A 20,303-nucleotide genomic window follows, 5' to 3' on the forward strand; every position below is an offset into this window, starting at 1 on the left:
GATGTACTATGAGTGATTTTACCCAGACCGTTCCTGAGTTAGTGTCTTGGGCGAGAAAAAATGATTTCTCAATCTCACTGCCACCAGAAAGATTAGCTTTTTTGATGGCAGTCGCTGTATTAAACAGTGAGCGTCTTGATGGCGAAATGAGTGAAGGGGAGTTAATTGATGCCTTTAGGGAAGTGTGTAAAGGCTTCGAGCAACCCGCAGAATCAATACAAGTTCGCGCGAATAATGCCATTAATGACATGGTAAAGCAGCGACTTTTTAACCGTTTTACCAGTGAATTGGTAGAAGGTAATGCAATATACCGTTTAACTCCGTTGGGAATTGGAATTAGTGATTACTATATTCGCCAACGTGAATTTTCATCATTGCGCTTATCTATGCAGCTTTCTATTGTGGCGGGTGAGCTTGATTCAGCAGCGAGCTCTGCTGAAGATGGCGGTGATGAATATCATTGGCATCGTAATGTTTTTGCACCTCTAAAATATTCAGTGGCGGAAATTTTCGATAGCATTGATTTGTCTCAGCGAATTATGGATGAGCAGCAAAATACAGTAAAAGAAGATATTGCTGAGTTATTAAATCAAGATTGGCAAGCGGCTATTTCCAGCTGTGAACAGTTGTTGTCTGAAACGTCGGGTACATTAAGAGAGCTACAAGATACGCTTGAAGCCGCGGGTGATAAACTTCAAGCTAACCTCTTGCGTATTCAAGAAGCGAACATGAATACAGGCCATGTTGAGCAAATAGATACCTTAGTGTTTGAACTTCAAAGTAAGTTAGATCGTATTATTAGTTGGGGTCAACAATCTATTGATTTATGGATTGGCTATGATAGGCATGTCCATAAATTTATTCGTACAGCGATTGATATGGATAAAAACCGTATTTTTTCTCGCCGCTTACGTCAATCGGTACAAAACTATTTCGACAACCCATGGGCATTAACTTACGCTAATGCTGATCGGTTGTTTGATATGCGTGATGAAGAACTGGTTTTACGTGATGAAGAAGTCACGGGTGAGTTACCCGAAGAGCTTGAATATCAAATGTTCAGTGAAGTGAACGAACAGATAGCGCAATGGGTAGAGCAAGAGCTTGCTTCTTACAAATTAGAACAACGAGCATTAGATCTCAGTTTAGTATTAGTTGAATACCTTAATCGTTATCCGCAACAGAAACATTTCGATGTTGCACGTATTGTTATTGATCAAGCAGTACGATTAGGTGTAGCGAAAGCTGAGCTCGCAGGATTACCTGCAAAATGGTCAGAAATTAACGAATATGGAGCTAAGGTACAAGCGCATGTCATCGATACATACTGAACAATTTATGCCAGCAAAACTGGCGCAGGCATTAGCGAACTCACTTTTCCCTGAACTGGATAGCCAGTTACGTGCAGGTCGACATATCGGTATAGACTCTCTGGATAATCATGCTTTTTTGATGGATTTTCAAGATGAGTTATCAGATTTTTATGCGCGTTATAACGTTGAATTAATTAGAGCGCCAGAAGGTTTTTTCTATTTGCGACCTCGTTCAACCACACTTATTCCACGCTCAGTCCTTTCTGAAATGGATATGCTGGTGGGGAAGATCCTTTGTTATCTCTATCTTAGCCCTGAACGATTAGCGAATCAGGGAATATTCACCGTTCAAGAACTGTTCGATGAATTAAGAACATTAGCAGATGAAACCAAACTTTTGCGCTTAGTGAATCAACGCTCAACAGGTTCTGATCTTGATTTGCAAAAATTACAAGAAAAAATGAGAACCTCTTTAAATCGTTTACGTCGTTTAGGCATGATTTCATTCTTATTAAATGATATGCAGCGTTTTTCGATCACGGAATCTGTTTTCCGCTTTGGTGCCGATGTACGTAGTGGCGATTCTCCACTCGAGGCTCAAATGCGAATGATCCGAGATGGTGAAGCCATGGCACTTGAAGACAGCTCAGAAACACTTAATGATGATGAAGAAAATGAAGATGAGCACTTACAATCCAGTGAAGATGATGCGGAGGAAGAAAATAAATGATTGAACGGGGAAAATTTCGCTCATTAACACTTATCAACTGGAATGGGTTCTTTGCTCGTACTTTTGATTTAGATGAGCTGGTGACCACGTTATCAGGTGGTAATGGTGCAGGTAAATCAACCACTATGGCTGCATTTATCACGGCAATGATCCCTGATCTCACTCTACTTCATTTCCGTAATACAACAGAAGCGGGTTCCACAAGTGGATCGCGTGATAAAGGGTTATACGGGAAACTGCGTCCAGGTGTGTGTTATGCCGTATTAGATGTGATCAACTCGCGTCACTTACGTGCAGTGGTCGGTGTTCGTTTACAGCAAATTGCAGGACGTGATAAGAAAGTTGATATCAAACCCTTTATGATCCAAGGGTTGCCAATGGCGGAAAATCCAACAGAAATTTTGACACAAGCTGTTGCAGATCGCCAAGCCCGTGTTTTACCGCTTAATGAATTAAAAGAAAAAGTTGAAGCCATTGATGGGGTTGTTTTTAGACAATTTAATTCTATCACTGATTTTCATGCAGTCATGTTTGATTTAGGGGTTATTCCTAAACGTTTACGCTCAGCAAGTGATCGTGCCAAATTCTATCGTTTAATTGAAGCTTCATTATATGGTGGTATTTCAAGTGCGATTACACGCTCTTTACGTGATTATTTACTCCCTGAAAACAGTGGTGTAAGAAAAGCGTTCCAAGATATGGAAGGCGCATTACGTGAAAACCGAATGACGCTTGAAGCTATTCGTGTCACTCAATCTGATCGTGACTTATTTAAGCACTTAATTACAGAAGCAACATCTTATGTTGCTGCTGACTATATGCGCCATGCCAATGAGCGACGCGTTCATCTTGATGAAGCTTTAACCGTGCGTCGTGAGTTATGGAGCCAGCGTAAATCTATTAATAACGAAGCTTATCGCTTTATTGAAATGGGTAAAGAGTTAGAAGAGCAACAAGCGTTATCTTCTGATCTTGAAGCCGATTATCAAGCGGCTAGCGACCGACTAAATTTAGTGCAAAATGCGGTTCGTCAACAAGAAAAAATTGACCGTTATGTTGCTGATGTAGAAGAAATAACGTTTCGTTTAGAAGAACAAAGCGAAGTGGTTGAAGAAGCCGCGTCTAAGAAAGAAGAACTTGAAGCACGCGTAGAATCAGCCGAAGAAGAAGTCGATGAGCTGAAAAGTCAGTTAGCAGATTATCAGCAAGCATTAGATGTACAACAAACACGCGCTATCCAATATCGTCAAGCTGTGCAGGCTTTAGAGCGTGCTAAAGCACAATGTGATATTGCGGATTTAGACGAAATCAATGCAGAGCAGTGGGCTGAACGGATCCAAGCAAAAATCCAAAACATTACACATTCATTGCTTTCTATGGAGCAGAAACTCAATGTTTCTGAAGCGGCTAAAACGCAATTTGATCAAGCCTATAAGCTGGTAAGTTCTATTGTTGGTGAGGTTGAGCGTCAAAATGCATGGGATGCTGCAAAAGTGGCATTACGTGAATGGTCTTCTCATCGACATCAAGCGGATAGGGTTCATCCTATTCGTATGCAGTTGGCTGAATTAGAACAGCGTTTACATCAACGAAATAATGCAGAACGTCAACTTGAAGAGTTTAACAAACATCATGGTAAGTCGATGGAACCTGATGATTTGTTAATTCTCCAAGATGAATTAGAAGCAAAAATTGAAGAGCTTAGCGATTACGTTAATGAATCTGGCGAACAGCGTATGCAAATGCGCCAAGAGCTGGATCAACTTAAACAACAAATTGAAAAGCTGAAAAAACAAGCGCCAGCATGGCTTGCAGCACAAGATGCGTTAACACAATTATGCGAGCAGACTCGTCAATCTTTTGAAACCGGTCATCAAGTAACAGAGTATATGCAACAGTTACTTGAAAAAGAGCGTGAAGCAACAGTATTACGTGATGAAACAGCCGCTCGCAAACAACAGATTGAAGCGCAAATTGAACGTTTAAGTCAGCCAAGTGGTGCTGAAGATGGGCGATTAATTACATTAGCAGAACGTTTTAATGGCGTTTTATTATCAGAAATTTATGATGATATTACGTTAGACGATGCGCCTTATTTCTCTGCATTATATGGTCCAGCGCGTCATGCCATTGTTGTGCAAGATTTATCTCAAATTCAGGCGCAATTAGAAACATTAGAAGATTGTCCTGAAGATCTCTATTTTATTGAAGGCGACCCACAATCTTTCGATGACAGCGTATTTAATGCCCAAGAGATGGATAAAGCGGTTCTTATCAAGAGTACTGATAGACAATGGCGTTATTCGCGCTACCCTGAAATACCCTTGTTTGGCCGAGCCGCGCGTGAAAATCAATTAGAAATCTTATCGCGTCAGCGTGATGCGCTTGCTGAACTTTACGCAACACAAGCTTTTGATGTACAGAAGATCCAACGTGCTCACCATGCCTTTAGTCAGTTTGTGGGACAACATATTTCTGTGGCATTTGAGGCCGATCCTGAAGAGGGTATTCGTCAGCTTAACCAACGACGTAACGAGCTAGAAAGAGCATTAGCGCAGTATGAAGAGAGCACTCAGCAACAGCGCCAACATTATGCACGAGCAAAAGAATCGCTAAATCTTCTTAATAAACTTATTCCTCAAGTTAATATCTTGATGGATGAAACACTGATCGATCGAGTTGAAGAGTTACGTGAAGAGCTGTACGCAGCTGAGGAATCAATGCGTTACTTACAGCGTCACGAAAAAGCATTAGCAACATTAGAGCCTATCGCTTCAATCTTGCAAAGTGATCCACAAGAGCATGAACAGCTAGCGCAAGATTACGAGCAAGCAAAGTCAGAGCAACAACGTTATCAGCAACAGGCTTTCTTGTTGGTAGAAGTGGTACAGCGTCGCCCACACTTTAGTTATAGTGATGCTGTTGAGATTGTCAGTGAAAATAGTGATCTTAACGAAAAGTTACGTCACCGTTTAGAGATGGCAGAAACAGAACGTGCCACGGCAAGAGAACTTTATCGTCAGCAACAAGCCCAATGTGCTCAATTTAATCAAGTACTCGCATCATTAAAAAGCTCTTTTGACACTAAATCTGAATTACTCAGAGAGCTTGAGCAAGAGATGCGTGATACTGGGATCCATATTGATATTGGTGCAGAAGCAAGAGCGAAAGAACTTCGCGATCAACGCTATTCTGCGGTAAGTGCAAACCGTACACGTATTAGTCAACTAGAACGAGATATCGCACTGAGTGAGGCTGAACGAGACAACCTAACCAAGAAAATTCGTAAACTTGAACGTGACTACATTCAAATTCGTGAGCATGTTGTGAGTGCAAAAGCGGGTTGGTGTGCGGTTATGCGATTAGTGAAAGAAAATGGTATGGAGCGTCGTTTACATCGACGAGATTTTGCTTATCTTTCTGCTGATGAATTACGTTCAATGTCGGATAAAGCGTTAGGTGCCTTACGTCAAGCGGTTGCTGATAATGAATATTTACGTGATGCATTACGCCGCTCAGAAGATGCGAAATATCCTGATCGTAAAGTTCAGTTCTTTATTGCGGTATACCAGCATTTAAGAGAACGTATTCGTCAAGACATCATTAAAACCGATGATCCGGTTGATGCAATTGAACAGATGGAAATTGAACTTGCTCGCTTAACTGAAGAGTTGACTAGCCGTGAGCAAAAATTAGCAATTAGCTCACGAAGTGTTGCGAATATTATTCGTAAAACTATTCAACGCGAGCAAAATCGTATTCGCATGTTAAACCAAGGTTTGCAGGCGGTTTCATTTGGTCAGGTACGCGGTGTTCGACTCAACGTTAATATTCGTGAAAGTCATCAAGTGTTATTGGATGTGTTATCTGAAGAAGATAGCCAGTATCAAGATCTATTTAAAAACCAAAACCTTACTTTCTCTGAAGCAATGGCGAAGCTTTATCAGCGTTTAAATCCTCAAGTGGATATTGGTCAACGTATGCCACAAACTGTGGGTGAAGAGCTGTTAGATTATCGTAACTACCTTGAAATGGATGTTGAAGTTAATCGTGGACCAGAAGGTTGGTTAAAAGCAGAAAGTGGCGCTTTATCAACAGGTGAAGCGATTGGGACGGGGATGTCAATTCTAGTGATGGTGGTACAAAGCTGGGAAGAAGAATCACGACGCTTAAGAGGAAAAGATATCTCTCCTTGTCGTTTACTTTTCCTCGATGAAGCCGCGCGTTTAGATGCGAAATCTATTGCGACGTTATTTGAGCTTTGCGAACGCCTTGATATGCAATTAATTATTGCCGCACCAGAAAATATCAGTCCAGAAAAAGGAACAACCTATAAATTAGTGCGTAAAGTGTTCAATGGTACCGAACATGTACACGTTGTTGGGTTAAAAGGATTTGGTCAACAGACTGAAAAAGATAAAATTACATCATTAAATGTTGCTGAAATAACAGAATAATTTTATTCCATTATCTGCCTCAAGAGGGCAAGAATAAGGCGCTACGGGCTTATGCCGATAGCGCCTTATTTTTTAAAGTGTTACATAGATCAAAAAATGAAAGTAAATTAACAAAAAAATGAAATTATAAGTGGTATAACGTGCGCCATATCTCATTTAAATGTAATTATGATGTTTATTATTATTCCCGTATGTGATTAATATAAAAATTTAAAGGAAAGAGAATGCGTAAAGTCACGTTAGCTTTTAGTGCAATTGCTTTAGCGTTAAGCTTAAATGGCGCAGCAATGGCAAAAGTTCATATGCCAGAAGTTGTTAGCCCTGGCGTTACCGTTGCACAGCTTGCACAACAACAACCAATTCATTGGGTTTCTGTTGCTGATATTGAAAAAAGCCTTGCAGGTCAAGCACCGATGGCGGTTGGTTTTGATATTGATGACACCGTTCTGTTCTCAAGCCCAGGTTTCTACCGTGGTAAACTAGAATACTCACCAAACGATTTTAGCTACCTGAAAAACCCAGAATTCTGGGAAAAAATGAATAACGAGTGGGATAAATTCAGTATGCCTAAACAAGTCGGTATCGATCTTGTTCAGATGCACTTAAAACGTGGGGATACGGTTTATTTCATTACTGGTCGTACTCAAACTAAAACTGAGACTGTGACCAAATATGTACAAGAAGGCTTAAATATTCCTGCAGATAAAATGCAGCCTGTTATTTTTGCGGGTGACCAACCTGGCGCAAATAACAAAGTAAGCTGGATGCGTGATCACAAACTGAAAATTTACTACGGTGATGCTGATGCCGATATCGCAGCAGCAGATGAACTGAATATTCGTGGTATTCGTATTCTACGTGCCGCTAACTCTTCTTACCAACCACTGCCAAAAGCAGGGCAGTTTGGTGAAGAAGTTGTTATTAATTCAGAATATTAATCTTTACCTGTTGTTTACTTTTATTTGTAAGGCGTAGGAAACTGCGCCTTTTCTATTTTAAAATACCTTCCATTCAAATAATCTTATTTATCCATTCAAACTTCTTTATTATTTTTGAAAGTTTATCTTTAATTTGTCTGTTTTCTGTTCTTTTGTTGCGCCTTTATTTAAATTATATATTTGAATATAAAAGTAGCGAAATAGTCTTTTTTTGATTGAATAAAATTAAATTTCTATCAAGGGCTTACAAAACGTTAAAAATATTAGTTTATTCCTATAAAACTCTTTGCCTAGCTCATCTAATATTCTAGGATACCAAAATAATAATAAGGGATGAGGGTAGAGGATTTATGGCGCATCAACCAATTAAAAGAGCAATCGCATATTCATTTGTTATAGGTACACTTCTTTCTGGGCATTATGCAATCGCCACAGAAACAGAGTCGGCAACGTTATCTGCACCCGAAGCAGAAAGCGCATCATTAGTTCCTGTGAAGAACGACGTTATGCCATCACCTGCAATTGTGGCTATAGATGCACCACAACTGACTGAGTTAGCAGTAAGAACAAAACTACAATCATGGCTCCCTATAGGTTATAAACCTTCATATTTAACTCAGCTTGTGAAAATGTACCAAGCGAATAATCTTGCATTAATTTGGCAAGATGAAAAAATAGTCCAGCAATTACAAGGACAAATAGCAGAAGTGGCTATTTCAGGCATTCAACCCCAATTTGGGCAATGGCTAACACAATTAGAAACACCTGAATTAACTAAAGAAGGGCGTGATATTATTTTATCAGATGCTTTTTTAGGTTATATCAGTTTTGTTGAGCAAGTGAATAAATCAGGTACATCTTTACTGTATCGCAGTGCAATACAAGCATTACCCGCTCCTTCTGATAATGCCGTAATTGAATTACAACAAAATATTCAAAATAGCACCTTAGGTAGCTCTGTTATTTCTTATGCCCCATCTCACCCTTATTACACCTTAATGAAAGAGGAAGTGCGAAAGCAGTTACATAGTCCAGTTGTTTGGCCAGAAATGAAAGGAACGGCATCATTAAAGCCAAATCAATCATCACAAGAAGTTGTACCGCTGAGACAAATTTTACGTAATTTAAAATTAATTCCTGAGCTAGCAGAAAATGAGCAGGAAATGGCGACGACTGTTTATGATGCGCCTTTAGTTGCCGCTGTTAAATTATTCCAAACAGCGCATGGGTTAGAGCCAGATGGTGTTATTGGGCGACAAACACGGGCGTGGTTAAATATAACACCTGCACAACGCGCGAGTATAATGGCATTAAATATTCAGCGTCTTCGTCTGACCCCTGCCATTGGCAATACGGGAATTTGGGTTAATATTCCTGACTTCTCACTCTATTTTTATGCTAATAACGAGCTTATTCTCGACTCAAAAGTCATTGTCGGTCGCCCTGATAGAAAAACACCGATTATGAGTAGCGCACTAAATAATGTCGTGGTTAATCCACCTTGGAATGTGCCAACAAGCATGACGCGTAAAGATATTGTGCCTAGAGGCAAAGCTGATCCTAGTTACTTTAGTCGTAAGGGATATACTATTTACTCAGGGTGGGGAAGTGATGCTTATCCTATTAACCCTTACGATATTGATTGGCAAAATATGAGTGCCGCTAATTTCCCTTATCGTATTTGGCAGGCGCCAGGTCCAACAAATTCATTAGGTCGTTATAAATTTAATATGCCAAATTCAGAAGCGATTTATTTACATGACACTCCAAATCACTCACTGTTTGCAAAAAATATGCGAGCAATCAGTTCAGGCTGTATTCGTGTTAATAAAGCCTCTGAACTTGCTTCAATTTTATTGGGTGATGCTGGATGGAAACAAGATAGAATTGATGCGGCACTAAAACGTGGTTCAACACAATATGCGCCAATTCCTGAGCGTATTCCCGTTTATTTATATTATCAAACAGCATGGGTAGCTCAGGAAGATGCACCTCAATATCGTGCAGATATTTATGGTTATGATAAAATCACCACCAATGCACAACCTTATTTAGAGAATATTAAGAAATATTTTTAATATAAATAAATATAAATTTAATAAAGGGTAGCTAATTTGGCTACCCTTTATTTTTATATAAATCAATAAGATGATTATATTCTCTTATGGTTATAAAAAATATAATAAATGATTAAATATTTTTAAAATTTCTATTAAAATTAGAACGATAAAAAGAGATTTTAGTATAAATAATAAAATTAATAAGATTTGAAATGCCGATAAATTGAAACGAAGTGTTATTTACAATACTATACAAACCATAAGAAACAATTCGAGAAAAATATTGTCATAATAAAGGTTCTTCCTCCCGAAATAATTTGTTGAGTGCATATACTATGGATATTATTGATTCACATCGCCGTAAATGGCTGGGGCTTGGTATGGCCGCAGTGGGGTTAGGGTTATTGCCTACTCATGCATTTGCTTCATTAGCTACACCTAAACCAAAAATCCTTCGCTTTAATAATTTAAATACTGGTGAAACTATTAAAGCCGAGTTTTTTGATGGAAAACGTTATAATAAACATGAACTTGCTAAATTAAATCACCTTTTTAGAGATTACCGTCAAAATAAAATCAAAACCATTGATCCTGCGCTATTCGACCAAATCTACTTATTGCAAGTGATGCTCAATAACAATAAACCCGTTGAACTTATTTCAGGTTATCGCTCTTTAGTGACAAATAATAATCTGCGCCATAGTAGTAGCGGAGTGGCAAAGAAGAGCTATCACACGCGTGGACAAGCAATGGATTTTCGTTTAGTCGGTACTGATCTTGCCAAAGTACGTCAAGTCGCTTTAAGAATGAAAGCGGGAGGCGTTGGTTACTATCCGAAAAGTAATTTCGTGCATATTGATACAGGACCCGTTCGCTCATGGTAATCTATTGAGAATTAGTTAATAGAGAGTGGAGTGGTTGATGATGTATCACATTGTACCTGTGACAAACTATATGCAAAATTGCACCCTTATATGGTGTGATGAAACAAAAGAAGCGGCAATTGTTGATCCTGGTGGCGATGTCGAAAGGCTTATTGCAGAAATCGAAGAACGCCAGTTAACATTAACCAAAGTATTATTAACACACGGACACTTTGACCATATTGCAGGCACCTCTCAGATTGTTGAACATTTTCATGTTCCTGTCTATGGTCCCCATAAAGATGATAATTTCTTATTAGAGGAATTAGAGCAACAGTGCCGTATGTTTAATTTTCCTTGTGGTAAATCATTTACACCAGATAGCTGGTTAAATGAAGGCGATACCGTCACAATAGGTAAAACAATTTCGTTATCTGTATTACATTGCCCAGGGCATACACCGGGACATATTATTTTTGTAAACCATCAAAATAAACTTATCTCTATGGGAGATGTGTTATTCAAAGAAAGCATTGGTCGTACCGATTTTCCGCGTGGAAACCATGCCGATCTTATTGCTTCAATCAAAAATAAAGTCTTACCTTTAGGCGATGATTATCTGTTTATTCCAGGACATGGTCCTATGTCTAATTTAGGGCATGAACGCCAATATAATCCTTTTTTACAAGATGAAATGCCAATCTGGTAATTGTGTACTGACTGATATAAGTAAATAAAGAAAAGCGCTTTATTATAAAGCGCTTTTTTATGAGTAAAAATGTGATTTGTTTGATGACTCTAAATAAGAATGCCACATTATCATTATTAAAATGTGGCATTTATCTTAATGACACTTTAAAAGGTAATTAGAGTACGGCAACAATGGCTTCGCACAGTGGAACCATATTCTCAAGGGTTAAGCCTGCAACGTTAATACGCCCTGAACCTACGATATAAATACCGTATTCAGCACGTAAACGTTCAACTTGCTCTTTATTTAAACCACTAAATGAAAACATCCCATTTTGGTCAATAATAAAGCTAAAGTCTTGCTTAGCACCTTTTTCTTGCAATGTGGTGACTAACAGTTGACGCATACGCTGAATACGTTCACGCATGGTTGTCAGTTCTTCAATCCATTCTTCTTTTAACTCTGGGTTAGAAAGAATAGTTGTAACCACTGAAGCACCATGTGCTGGTGGGTTAGAGTAGTTAGCACGAATAATGGCTTTTGCTTGGCTAAAAGCTTTCTCAGCAGTGTCACTGTCTTTGGTAACAATCGTGCATGCACCTACACGTTCATTGTAGAGACCGAAGTTTTTAGAATATGAACTAGCAACAATAAGCTCCGGGTTCTTTTCTGCAAAGAGGCGTAAGCCTTGCGCATCTTCTTCAAGACCACGTGCAAAACCTTGGTATGCAAAGTCAAAAACAGGTAACCAACCTTTTTCTGCTGATAGTGCTGCTAATTGGCGCCATTGCTCTTCTGTTGGATCAATACCACTTGGGTTATGGCAGCAACCGTGGAACAAAACAACATCACCCGCTTGTGCATTTTCAAGGCTTGCTAACATACCATCAAAGTCTAACCCATGATTTTCAGCATCATAATAATCGTAATGACAGATCTCAAGACCTGCTGTTTGGAAAATATTATTATGGTTAGGCCAAGTTGGATTGCTTATCCAAACGCGTTTTGCTGTGGTTTGCTGAGCAATAAAATCAGCAGCAATACGTAAAGCACCTGTGCCACCTGGAGCTTGTGCTGTGCGTGCGCGCTTTTCAGTGATAATAGGGTGTTGTTCACCAAACAGAAGTGCTTGTGTTACATTGCCAAATTCAGGGATACCGCTAATAGGAAGGTAATTTTTAGTGGTTTCGTTTTCTAACAGGTATTTTTCTGCTTTCTTAACCGTGGTTAAAACAGGGGTCTTGCCTGTTTCATCCTTGTAAACACCAATCCCTAAGTTAATTTTGTTTTCACGAGGATCAGAACGGAAACTATCAGCTAAACCTAGAATAGGATCGGCTGGTGCAGCAATGATTTTCTCAAACATAGTGTAATTGTTCCCTAAGCTCAAAACGAAGCCGAAATATGAGTATCAAGAGTAACGCTATGAGGCCTTTTTGCCAACTGTTTGTAGAGAAATTAACAAGAAGTTGTGAACTAAGTGAGAATAAATAGCAAAACAAGATGTAAATAAGTGAATATCCTGTGATTATATTAACATGTAAAAATAATCACTAAAAAGACATAATTGTTTAGTATGATAAACTTTTAAATATTTCAAAAATGGGGATCACAGAGCGTGTTATCACAATAGAGAAGCTAATTAAGTGTGATTAATTTAGGGGTAAATAAAAAGATAAGGGAAAGGGGGGAGAGAAGGAGTGTTAAATTGTGCAAATAAAAAAGCAACACCGAAGTGTTGCTTTTCAAATCAATTATTAACTTGACTGTTTAATTACCTAAAGCGGTAATTAGAACTGATAAGTCAGACCTAAACCAACTACGTTGTCAGTTGCAACGCCGTAAGCTTTAGTGAAGTCATCTTTATCTAACAGGTTGATTTTATAATCAATAACTGCAGTCATGTTTTTGTTAAATTTGTAGAATGAACCTACAGAGATATATTTAACTAAATCATGATCGTTGTCTTTCAGACCACCAACGCCATTGTTCAGATCTTTACCTTTAGATTGAACATAACCTAAAGATGGTTTCAGACCTAAATCAACAAAGTCATATTGTGCAGTTAACTCGATGTTTTGAGTTTTGTTAGCGATAGTGCCTTTACCGTAGTAGTTCATGTTACGGCTTTCACCGTACATAGCCGCTAAATAAACGTTGTTAGCTGCGAATTTACCACCAAAGTTCCATGCTTCTGCATTTTTACCAGTTGCGCTGCTGTGGTGTTCCTGCCAGTTAGTACGAGCAGAGTTAGAGTAACCACCACCCAGTGTTACACCCCAACCTAAGTTGTAAGATGTAGAGAAACCGAAACCGTCACCATTAGCTTTAGCTGTATCAATACGTTTGCTGCTATTGTTGGTGTTTTCGTTGTTTTTGCCTTGGTATTGCAGAGCAAAGTTCAGGCCATCAACGTAACCGAACATATCAGTGTTACGGTAAGTCAGAACGCCAGTAGTACGACCAGTCATATAAACATCAGACTGAGACATTGAGTCACCGCCCCATAAAGGCAGAACGTCTGTCCATGCGTTGGTGTCGTAAATTACACCGTAGTTACGACCATAATCTAATGAGCCGTAGTCAGCGAATTTAAAACCAGCGTAAGCGAAACGAGTTTTAGATGAGTTTTCGCTTTCAGTAGTATTAGTTTTGATTTCATACTCGAAACGACCAAAACCAACTAAATCTTTATTGATTTGAGTTTCGCCTTTGAAACCGATACGAGCACGTGAAGCGTCACCGCTTTCGTGATCACTATTTGTATCAGAATCTGCGAAGTAATGACGAACGTCAACTTTACCGTAGATGTCTACTTTGTTGCCGTCTTTGTTGTACATTTCAGCTGCGTTTGCTGCACCAGCAAACATTAAAGCTGGGATTACCACTGCAAGAAGATTGCGCTTCATCATTATTATTACCCTCATTGGTGTTATTCAGACACCTTTGCCACTGCCAGAAATAGTTTCTTAATTTTTATGGAACTATTTATGAGAGTTAAGTGTCGTCTGTGTCGGGTGACAGTGTTCCATTGGTAAAAAATTTTATCTACCCCCAATTTGCTACAAAAACGAAAAAAGTGTAACAAATTGTAACTATGTATTTCAAAGTGTGTATTTGGGGGAACTTTTGTATCAAATAACAGCCATGCATAAAAAAAGCCAACCTTGAGGTTGGCTTCTTCACTTAAGTAAAACGAGCACAATAAAACAGCAATGTAAATTTCCAGTTGAATACTAATTAATCACTAAATTAGAAATCTGCATTTCTTGGTGTACGTGGGAATGGAATAACTTCACGAACGTTTGCAACGCCGGTCACATAAGCAACTAAACGTTCAAAACCTAAACCAAATCCTGAATGGGGTACAGTGCCATAACGACGTAGGTCGCGATACCACCAGTAGTCTTCTTTACTCATTCCCATTTCGTCTAAACGTTTATCAAACATATCTAAACGCTCTTCACGCTGAGAACCACCGATGATTTCACCGATGCCTGGTGCTAACACGTCCATTGCTGCAACTGTTTTACCATCTTCATTCATACGCATATAAAATGCTTTAATGTCTTTCGGATAGTTTTTCACCACAACAGGTGCTTTAAAGTGTTTCTCTGCAAGATAACGCTCATGCTCAGAAGAGAGGTCAACACCCCAATAAACAGGGTTTTCAAATTTCTCACCACAGTTTTCAAGCACAGTGACCGCATCGGTATAATCGATTTGAGCAAAGTCAGAGGTGATAAAGTTCTCTAAGCGTGTAATTGCGTCTTTATCGACACGTTGTGCAAAGAATTCCATATCATCTTTACGCTCTGCTAATACGGCTGCAAAGGTGTATTTCAGCATTTTTTCAGCAAGGGCTGCGATATCGTTAAGATCAGCAAATGCGACTTCAGGCTCTACCATCCAAAATTCAGCGAGATGACGACTGGTATTTGAGTTTTCAGCTCGGAAGGTTGGACCGAAAGTATACACTTTGCTTAATGCAGAGGCGTAAGTTTCACCATTTAGCTGACCAGAAACCGTTAAAAACGCTTCGCGGCCAAAAAAGTCTTCACTAAAATCAACGTCGCCTTTATCTGTGCGTGGTAGGTTGTTCATATCAAGTGTAGAGACACGGAACATCTCACCTGCACCTTCGGTATCAGCCGCTGTAATCAGTGGCGTAGAAACCCAGAAGAAGCCTTGTTCATCGAAGAAACGATGTAGTGCTTGTGCTAATGTGTGACGAACACGAGCAACTGCACCAATTAAGTTAGTACGAGGACGAAGGTGAGCAACTTCACGTAGGTACTCAATACTATGACGTTTGGCGGCCATCGGATAAGTTTCCGGATCATCGACCATTCCTACCACAACAACATGGGTGGCATGAATTTCAAAGTTCTGTCCCTGGCCCGGAGATTCAACAATTTTACCGGTGACTTCCACAGAACAGCCTGTGGTTAAGTGCAGCACTTCATCTTGATAATTCGGTAAATTATTATTAATGATGGCCTGTACTGGATTAAAGCAGGAACCGTCATAGACGGTAAGGAATGAGATACCAGCTTTTGAATCTCTTCTTGTACGTACCCAACCGCGAACGGTGACGTCTTCGCCAACCGCGATACGGCCTTGCAGTACGTCGACTACAGGCGCAACGATCATAAATAAATCTCTCTTCGTTTAATTAAAATAATTGTTTGGTTAATTCACTCTGCCCCTGTCGGACAGTTTTTCTATGTTACTTGCAATAGCGCAGGAAACAAGTAGGAAATTTTAGTTTAAAGAGTCAATAAAGAAGAGAAAAGCTTTTGTATAAAATAAATTGATAAAAATAGATGAAATATTGATAAGAGTAGGTGTTATGGGTGAGAGATGACAAAAGAAAGGGCAAATATTACCCTTTCTTTTATTAATGAAGAATTTTGAGTTAATTAACAGGCTTGTTTAACAAGAGGAACGTCAAAGGCTTTACGTAGCTTGTCAACAAAATCATTATCGTCACAAATGGTTTTACCGGGGCTATCTGATAATTTAGCAACGGGTTTACCATTACACTCCACCAGCTTAATCACAATATTAAGAGGCGTTATTTCAGGAATGTTACACGTGAGTCGAGTGCCAATACCAAAAATTAGACGAATACGCTTATGGAAATGCTTATAAAGTACGAGTGCTTTTTGAAAATCGAGGCTATCAGAAAAGACTAATACCTTACTCATTGGATCAATACCCAATTTTTCATAATGCGCGATCGCTTTTTCACCCCATTCAATCGGATCGCCAGAGTCGTGACGTAAACCTTGGTAACTTTCGGCAAAGGTTTTATCAAAATCACGCAAAAACGCATCCATTGTAATGCAATCTGTTAATGCAATACCTAATTGGTCTGGATATTCATCTAACCAAGATTGCAAGGCTGCGCGTTGGCTATTTGCTAGCTCAGGGCTAATCTGCTGATGAGCTTGAAACCACTCGTGAGCCTGTGTTCCTACTGGGGCTAATTGCATACGTTCAGCTAAATGGTAGTTACTTGTACCAATAAGATAAGGGAAATGATTTTTCAGCTCATCCACAATGGCGCGCTGTACATCATAAGAGAAACGGCGACGAGTACCAAAATCCATCAATTTAAAATCAGCTAAGTCAATCTGTTGCTCTGCTGCATCATGATAGAAGATATCAATTAGCTTACGTAGTTGATTAACTGCATCATCAGGCGTGATTTGAGGAGAGCGAACACGATGTACAATTTCACTCACTAAAGCCAACAAAGGAACTTCCCATAGAATGACTTCGCGCCAAGGCCCCGTTATTCTGATCGTCAGTTGGTTTTCAGGTGTTGTTGAAATTTGGACTTGTTCTGGTTTAAAGCGAAAATGCTTAAACCAGTGCAGATAGTCATTTTTGAAAAAGGGGAGACTCTGAAGATAGTCAAACTCTTCATTCGTTAATGACAAGTCTGCCATCATGTTAACTTGATGGCGTAAGGTTGTTGCATATTCACCTAGACGTTCATCACTCCGGCAGCGGAACTCAGCAACGACAGGAATATCACTATAATGGTGGTAAACCGCTTGTTGCATGTGGAGCTTATATGCATCGGTATCCAACAGTGATGTAATAATCGGTGTAGCGTCTAAAATCATAGCGCGTCAAGCATCCTCACGGAGCGTTTTTATGTCTGCTAAATCGTTAAGGTTGGAGAGTATACCCGAATATGATGACAATGCGTCACTATTCAATAATATTTCTCTGCAACATAAAAACAAGCTGTAAAACTTAGATGAGTTTACCACGTTAAACATAATTTGGGAGTATATTAGCATCATTTACCAAATAAATTGATTACATGTATTAATAAAGTATTAACATTCTGTTGACTTTTAATGTTTTCAATTGAATATTCGACTGGCTAAACAGATTTTTGACGAGTAAGCTTTGGCAATATAACTGTTAAATAGTCGTGTTAACTAAAAGGTTTTTTCTATGACACAACAAAGAATCGCGAAATTTCGCAAAGATTATCGTGCCCCTGACTACACAATCACCGATTTACATCTTGATTTTATCTTAGATAAAGAAAATACCCAGGTTACAGCGATAAGCCAATGTAAACGTCTAAACGCAGATGCGACAGCATTAGTGTTAGATGGTGAAGACTTAACATTAAAATCAATTGCAGTGAATGATGTAGCTTGGACACACTATAAAGAAGAAAACGGCAAACTCATCATTGAACAACTACCAGCGCAATTTACATTAAAAATTGTTAATAACATTAATCCATCGGCTAACACCGCGTTAGAAGGATTGTATGTTTCTGGTGATGCATTATGTACACAATGTGAAGCTGAAGGTTTCCGCCATATTACTTACTATTTAGATAGACCTGATGTATTAGCTCGTTACACCACGACAATCACCGCAGACAAAAAACAGTATCCTTATTTATTATCCAATGGTAACCGTATAGCACAAGGTGAATTGGATGATGGTCGCCATTGGGTAACATGGGAAGATCCACATCCAAAACCAAGTTATTTATTTGCGTTGGTAGCGGGTGATTTTGATGTACTACGAGATACTTTTATCACCAAAAGCGGTCGTGAAGTTGCTTTAGAGCTTTTTGTTGATAAAGGTAATTTAGATCGTGCAGATTGGGCAATGACATCATTAAAAAATGCGATGGCATGGGATCAATCTCGCTTTAATTTAGAATACGATCTCGACATCTATATGATAGTGGCTGTTGATTTCTTTAATATGGGAGCGATGGAGAATAAAGGGCTGAACGTCTTTAACTCTAAATATGTGCTCGCGAAAAGTGAAACAGCAACTGACAAAGATTATTTAGGTATTGAGTCTGTTATTGGTCATGAATATTTCCATAACTGGACAGGTAACCGTATTACTTGTCGAGATTGGTTCCAGTTAAGCCTAAAAGAGGGTTTAACCGTTTTCCGTGATCAAGAATTTAGCTCTGACTTAGGCTCTCGTTCTGTTAATCGTATCAATAATGTACGAGTGATGCGCACGGCTCAATTTGCAGAAGATGCAAGCCCTATGGCACACCCAATTCGTCCTGATAGTGTGATCGAAATGAACAACTTCTATACTTTAACCGTATATGAAAAAGGTTCAGAAGTGATCCGAATGATCCACACCTTATTAGGTGAAGAGCAATTCCAAGCGGGTATTCAAATGTATATTCATCGTCACGACGGCAGTGCTGCAACTTGCGATGATTTTATTCAGGCAATGGAAGATGCTTCTAATGTTGATCTTACCTTATTCCGTCGTTGGTATAGTCAATCAGGGACGCCACAACTGACTGTTCGTGATAGTTATGATGCCAATAAAAAGCAATATACGTTAACTGTGCGTCAAATGACGCCACCAACAGCCGATCAAACTGAAAAACAGCCATTACATATTCCATTAGATATTGAATTGTACGATACCAAAGGCAATGTGATCCCACTGCGCTCGCAAGGTCAAACTATTTCTAATGTATTGAATGTGGTACGTGAAGAACAGCAGTTTGTCTTTGACGATGTGCCAGAACAACCGATCCCATCTTTATTACGTGAGTTTTCAGCACCTGTAAAACTTGACTATCCATTTACGGATGAGCAACTCTCTTTCTTAATGAAATATGCACGTAATGCATTTTCACGTTGGGATGCAGCTCAAGCATTATTAGGTCGCTATATAAAAGAAAATGTTGCTCGAGTTCAAAAGGGGGAAACCTGCATTCTGCCTGAAATGGTGGTTGATGCTTTCCGTGCCGTATTACTTGATAAAGATATCGATCCCGCATTAGCGGCACTTATTCTGACATTACCAACAGATGTTGAAGCAGGTGAATCATTTAGCATTATTGATCCTGTTGCTATCCATAAAGCACTTGGTTTTATTCGTAAAACACTCGCAACTGAAATGGCTGATGAGTTCTCTGCTGTTTATCATTCAATGCATATTGGTGCTTATCGTGTTAATCATGATGATATTGCAAAGCGTGATTTACGTAATGTTTGTCTAGCTTATTTAGCGGTTGAAAATGAGCAAACGGGTAATCAGCTTGTTGATGTACAATATCACAACAGTGATAACATGACCGACGCACTTGCCGCACTTAATGCCGCTGTAATGGCTCAGTTACCTTGCAAAGATACTCTATTACAAGAGTTCGACGACAAATGGCATCAAGACGGTTTAGTGATGGACAAATGGTTTAGTTTACAAGCCATGAGCCCAGCAGCAGATGTATTACAGAAAGTACGGAGTCTGTTATCTCATCGCTCATTTACACTTGCAAACCCTAATCGCACTCGTGCATTAATTGGTGCGTTTGTTAATAATAATCCAGTCGCTTTCCACGCTGAAGATGGTTCTGGTTACTTATTATTGACAGAAATTCTGACTGATTTAAATAGCCGTAACCCACAAGTTGCATCACGCCTTATTGAACCGTTTATTCGCTTGAAACGTTATGATGCAACACGTCAAGAAAAAATGCGTGCAGAGTTATTAAAACTGAAAGAGCTTGAGAATTTATCAGGTGATTTATATGAGAAAATCACCAAGGCGTTAGCTGATTAATATTACGTTTTATATCACTTTATGAGTGAGTAGATAGTATAAAATCAGAAAAATAACTAGATCCCCAGCAGAGTCTGGGGATTTTTATGACGAATTGTTAAACTGAAACGTTTACTTTTCGTGCTTTTATCTATATGATGCACGACGCTTAAATTGTC

At 39.1% G+C, this 20,303-nt stretch carries 12 protein-coding genes; 8 read left to right on the top strand and 4 right to left on the bottom strand.

All coding sequences use genetic code 11. The annotated features are described in order from the left end of the window. The first annotated feature begins 8 nt into the window (after window positions 1–8). The 7 genes from mukF (at window position 9) to SB028_RS06550 (ending at window position 11,070) form a co-directional block, all read left to right on the top strand. Window positions 9–1,331 (top strand): chromosome partition protein MukF, encoded by a 1,323-nt coding sequence (mukF, locus tag SB028_RS06520; RefSeq protein WP_069368248.1) that lies wholly within the window; start codon window positions 9–11, stop codon window positions 1,329–1,331. Beyond that, the gene (mukE, locus tag SB028_RS06525; RefSeq protein WP_069368249.1) at window positions 1,312–2,043 is read left to right on the top strand and encodes a chromosome partition protein MukE; all 732 of its coding nucleotides are present in this window, start codon (window positions 1,312–1,314) and stop codon (window positions 2,041–2,043) included. Before mukF ends, mukE begins: the two co-directional genes overlap by 20 nt. Beyond that, window positions 2,040–6,500: a chromosome partition protein MukB gene (gene mukB / locus SB028_RS06530; protein WP_069368250.1), complete on the top strand. Its 4,461-nt coding sequence runs from the start codon at window positions 2,040–2,042 to the stop codon at window positions 6,498–6,500. The genes mukE and mukB overlap by 4 nt, the downstream gene beginning before the upstream one ends. Before the next feature lie 224 nt (window positions 6,501–6,724). Continuing rightward, entirely contained in the window at window positions 6,725–7,438 is a 714-nt protein-coding gene (gene aphA / locus SB028_RS06535; RefSeq protein ID WP_023581332.1) for an acid phosphatase AphA, read from the top strand. A gap of 350 nt (window positions 7,439–7,788) precedes the next feature. Beyond that, window positions 7,789–9,516 carry a L,D-transpeptidase gene (gene ldtD, locus SB028_RS06540; RefSeq protein ID WP_069368251.1) on the top strand — a complete coding sequence of 576 codons (1,728 nt, stop codon included), beginning with the start codon at window positions 7,789–7,791 and terminating at the stop codon, window positions 9,514–9,516. A gap of 317 nt (window positions 9,517–9,833) precedes the next feature. Then, the gene (locus SB028_RS06545) at window positions 9,834–10,382 is read left to right on the top strand and encodes a YcbK family protein (RefSeq protein ID WP_069368252.1); all 549 of its coding nucleotides are present in this window, start codon (window positions 9,834–9,836) and stop codon (window positions 10,380–10,382) included. A gap of 37 nt (window positions 10,383–10,419) precedes the next feature. After that, window positions 10,420–11,070 carry an MBL fold metallo-hydrolase gene (locus SB028_RS06550; protein ID WP_069368253.1) on the top strand — a complete coding sequence of 217 codons (651 nt, stop codon included), beginning with the start codon at window positions 10,420–10,422 and terminating at the stop codon, window positions 11,068–11,070. A gap of 157 nt (window positions 11,071–11,227) precedes the next feature. Here SB028_RS06550 and SB028_RS06555 read toward each other — a convergent pair whose 3' ends face one another. From SB028_RS06555 to pncB, 4 genes are all read right to left on the bottom strand, one after another. Further along, a complete protein-coding gene (locus SB028_RS06555; RefSeq protein WP_069368254.1) occupies window positions 11,228–12,418 on the bottom strand; it encodes an amino acid aminotransferase in 1,191 nt (396 codons plus the stop codon). Between the two features lie 424 nt (window positions 12,419–12,842). Further along, entirely contained in the window at window positions 12,843–13,964 is a 1,122-nt protein-coding gene (locus tag SB028_RS06560) for a porin (protein WP_069368255.1), read from the bottom strand. 340 nt (window positions 13,965–14,304) lie between these two features. After that, window positions 14,305–15,705, bottom strand: a complete 1,401-nt coding sequence (gene asnS, locus SB028_RS06565) for an asparagine--tRNA ligase (protein WP_069368256.1) — start codon at window positions 15,703–15,705, stop codon at window positions 14,305–14,307. A 269-nt stretch (window positions 15,706–15,974) separates the two neighbouring features. Then, a complete protein-coding gene (gene pncB / locus SB028_RS06570; RefSeq protein ID WP_069368257.1) occupies window positions 15,975–17,189 on the bottom strand; it encodes a nicotinate phosphoribosyltransferase in 1,215 nt (404 codons plus the stop codon). A 340-nt stretch (window positions 17,190–17,529) separates the two neighbouring features. On the opposite strand from pncB, the gene pepN reads away from it, so the two are divergent. Next, complete coding sequence (gene pepN, locus SB028_RS06575; protein ID WP_069368258.1) at window positions 17,530–20,145, top strand: aminopeptidase N; 2,616 nt, start codon at window positions 17,530–17,532, stop codon at window positions 20,143–20,145. The last annotated feature ends 158 nt before the right edge of the window (window positions 20,146–20,303 follow it).

The organism is Proteus vulgaris (assembly GCF_033708015.1).
Classification (GTDB): Bacteria; Pseudomonadota; Gammaproteobacteria; order Enterobacterales; family Enterobacteriaceae; genus Proteus.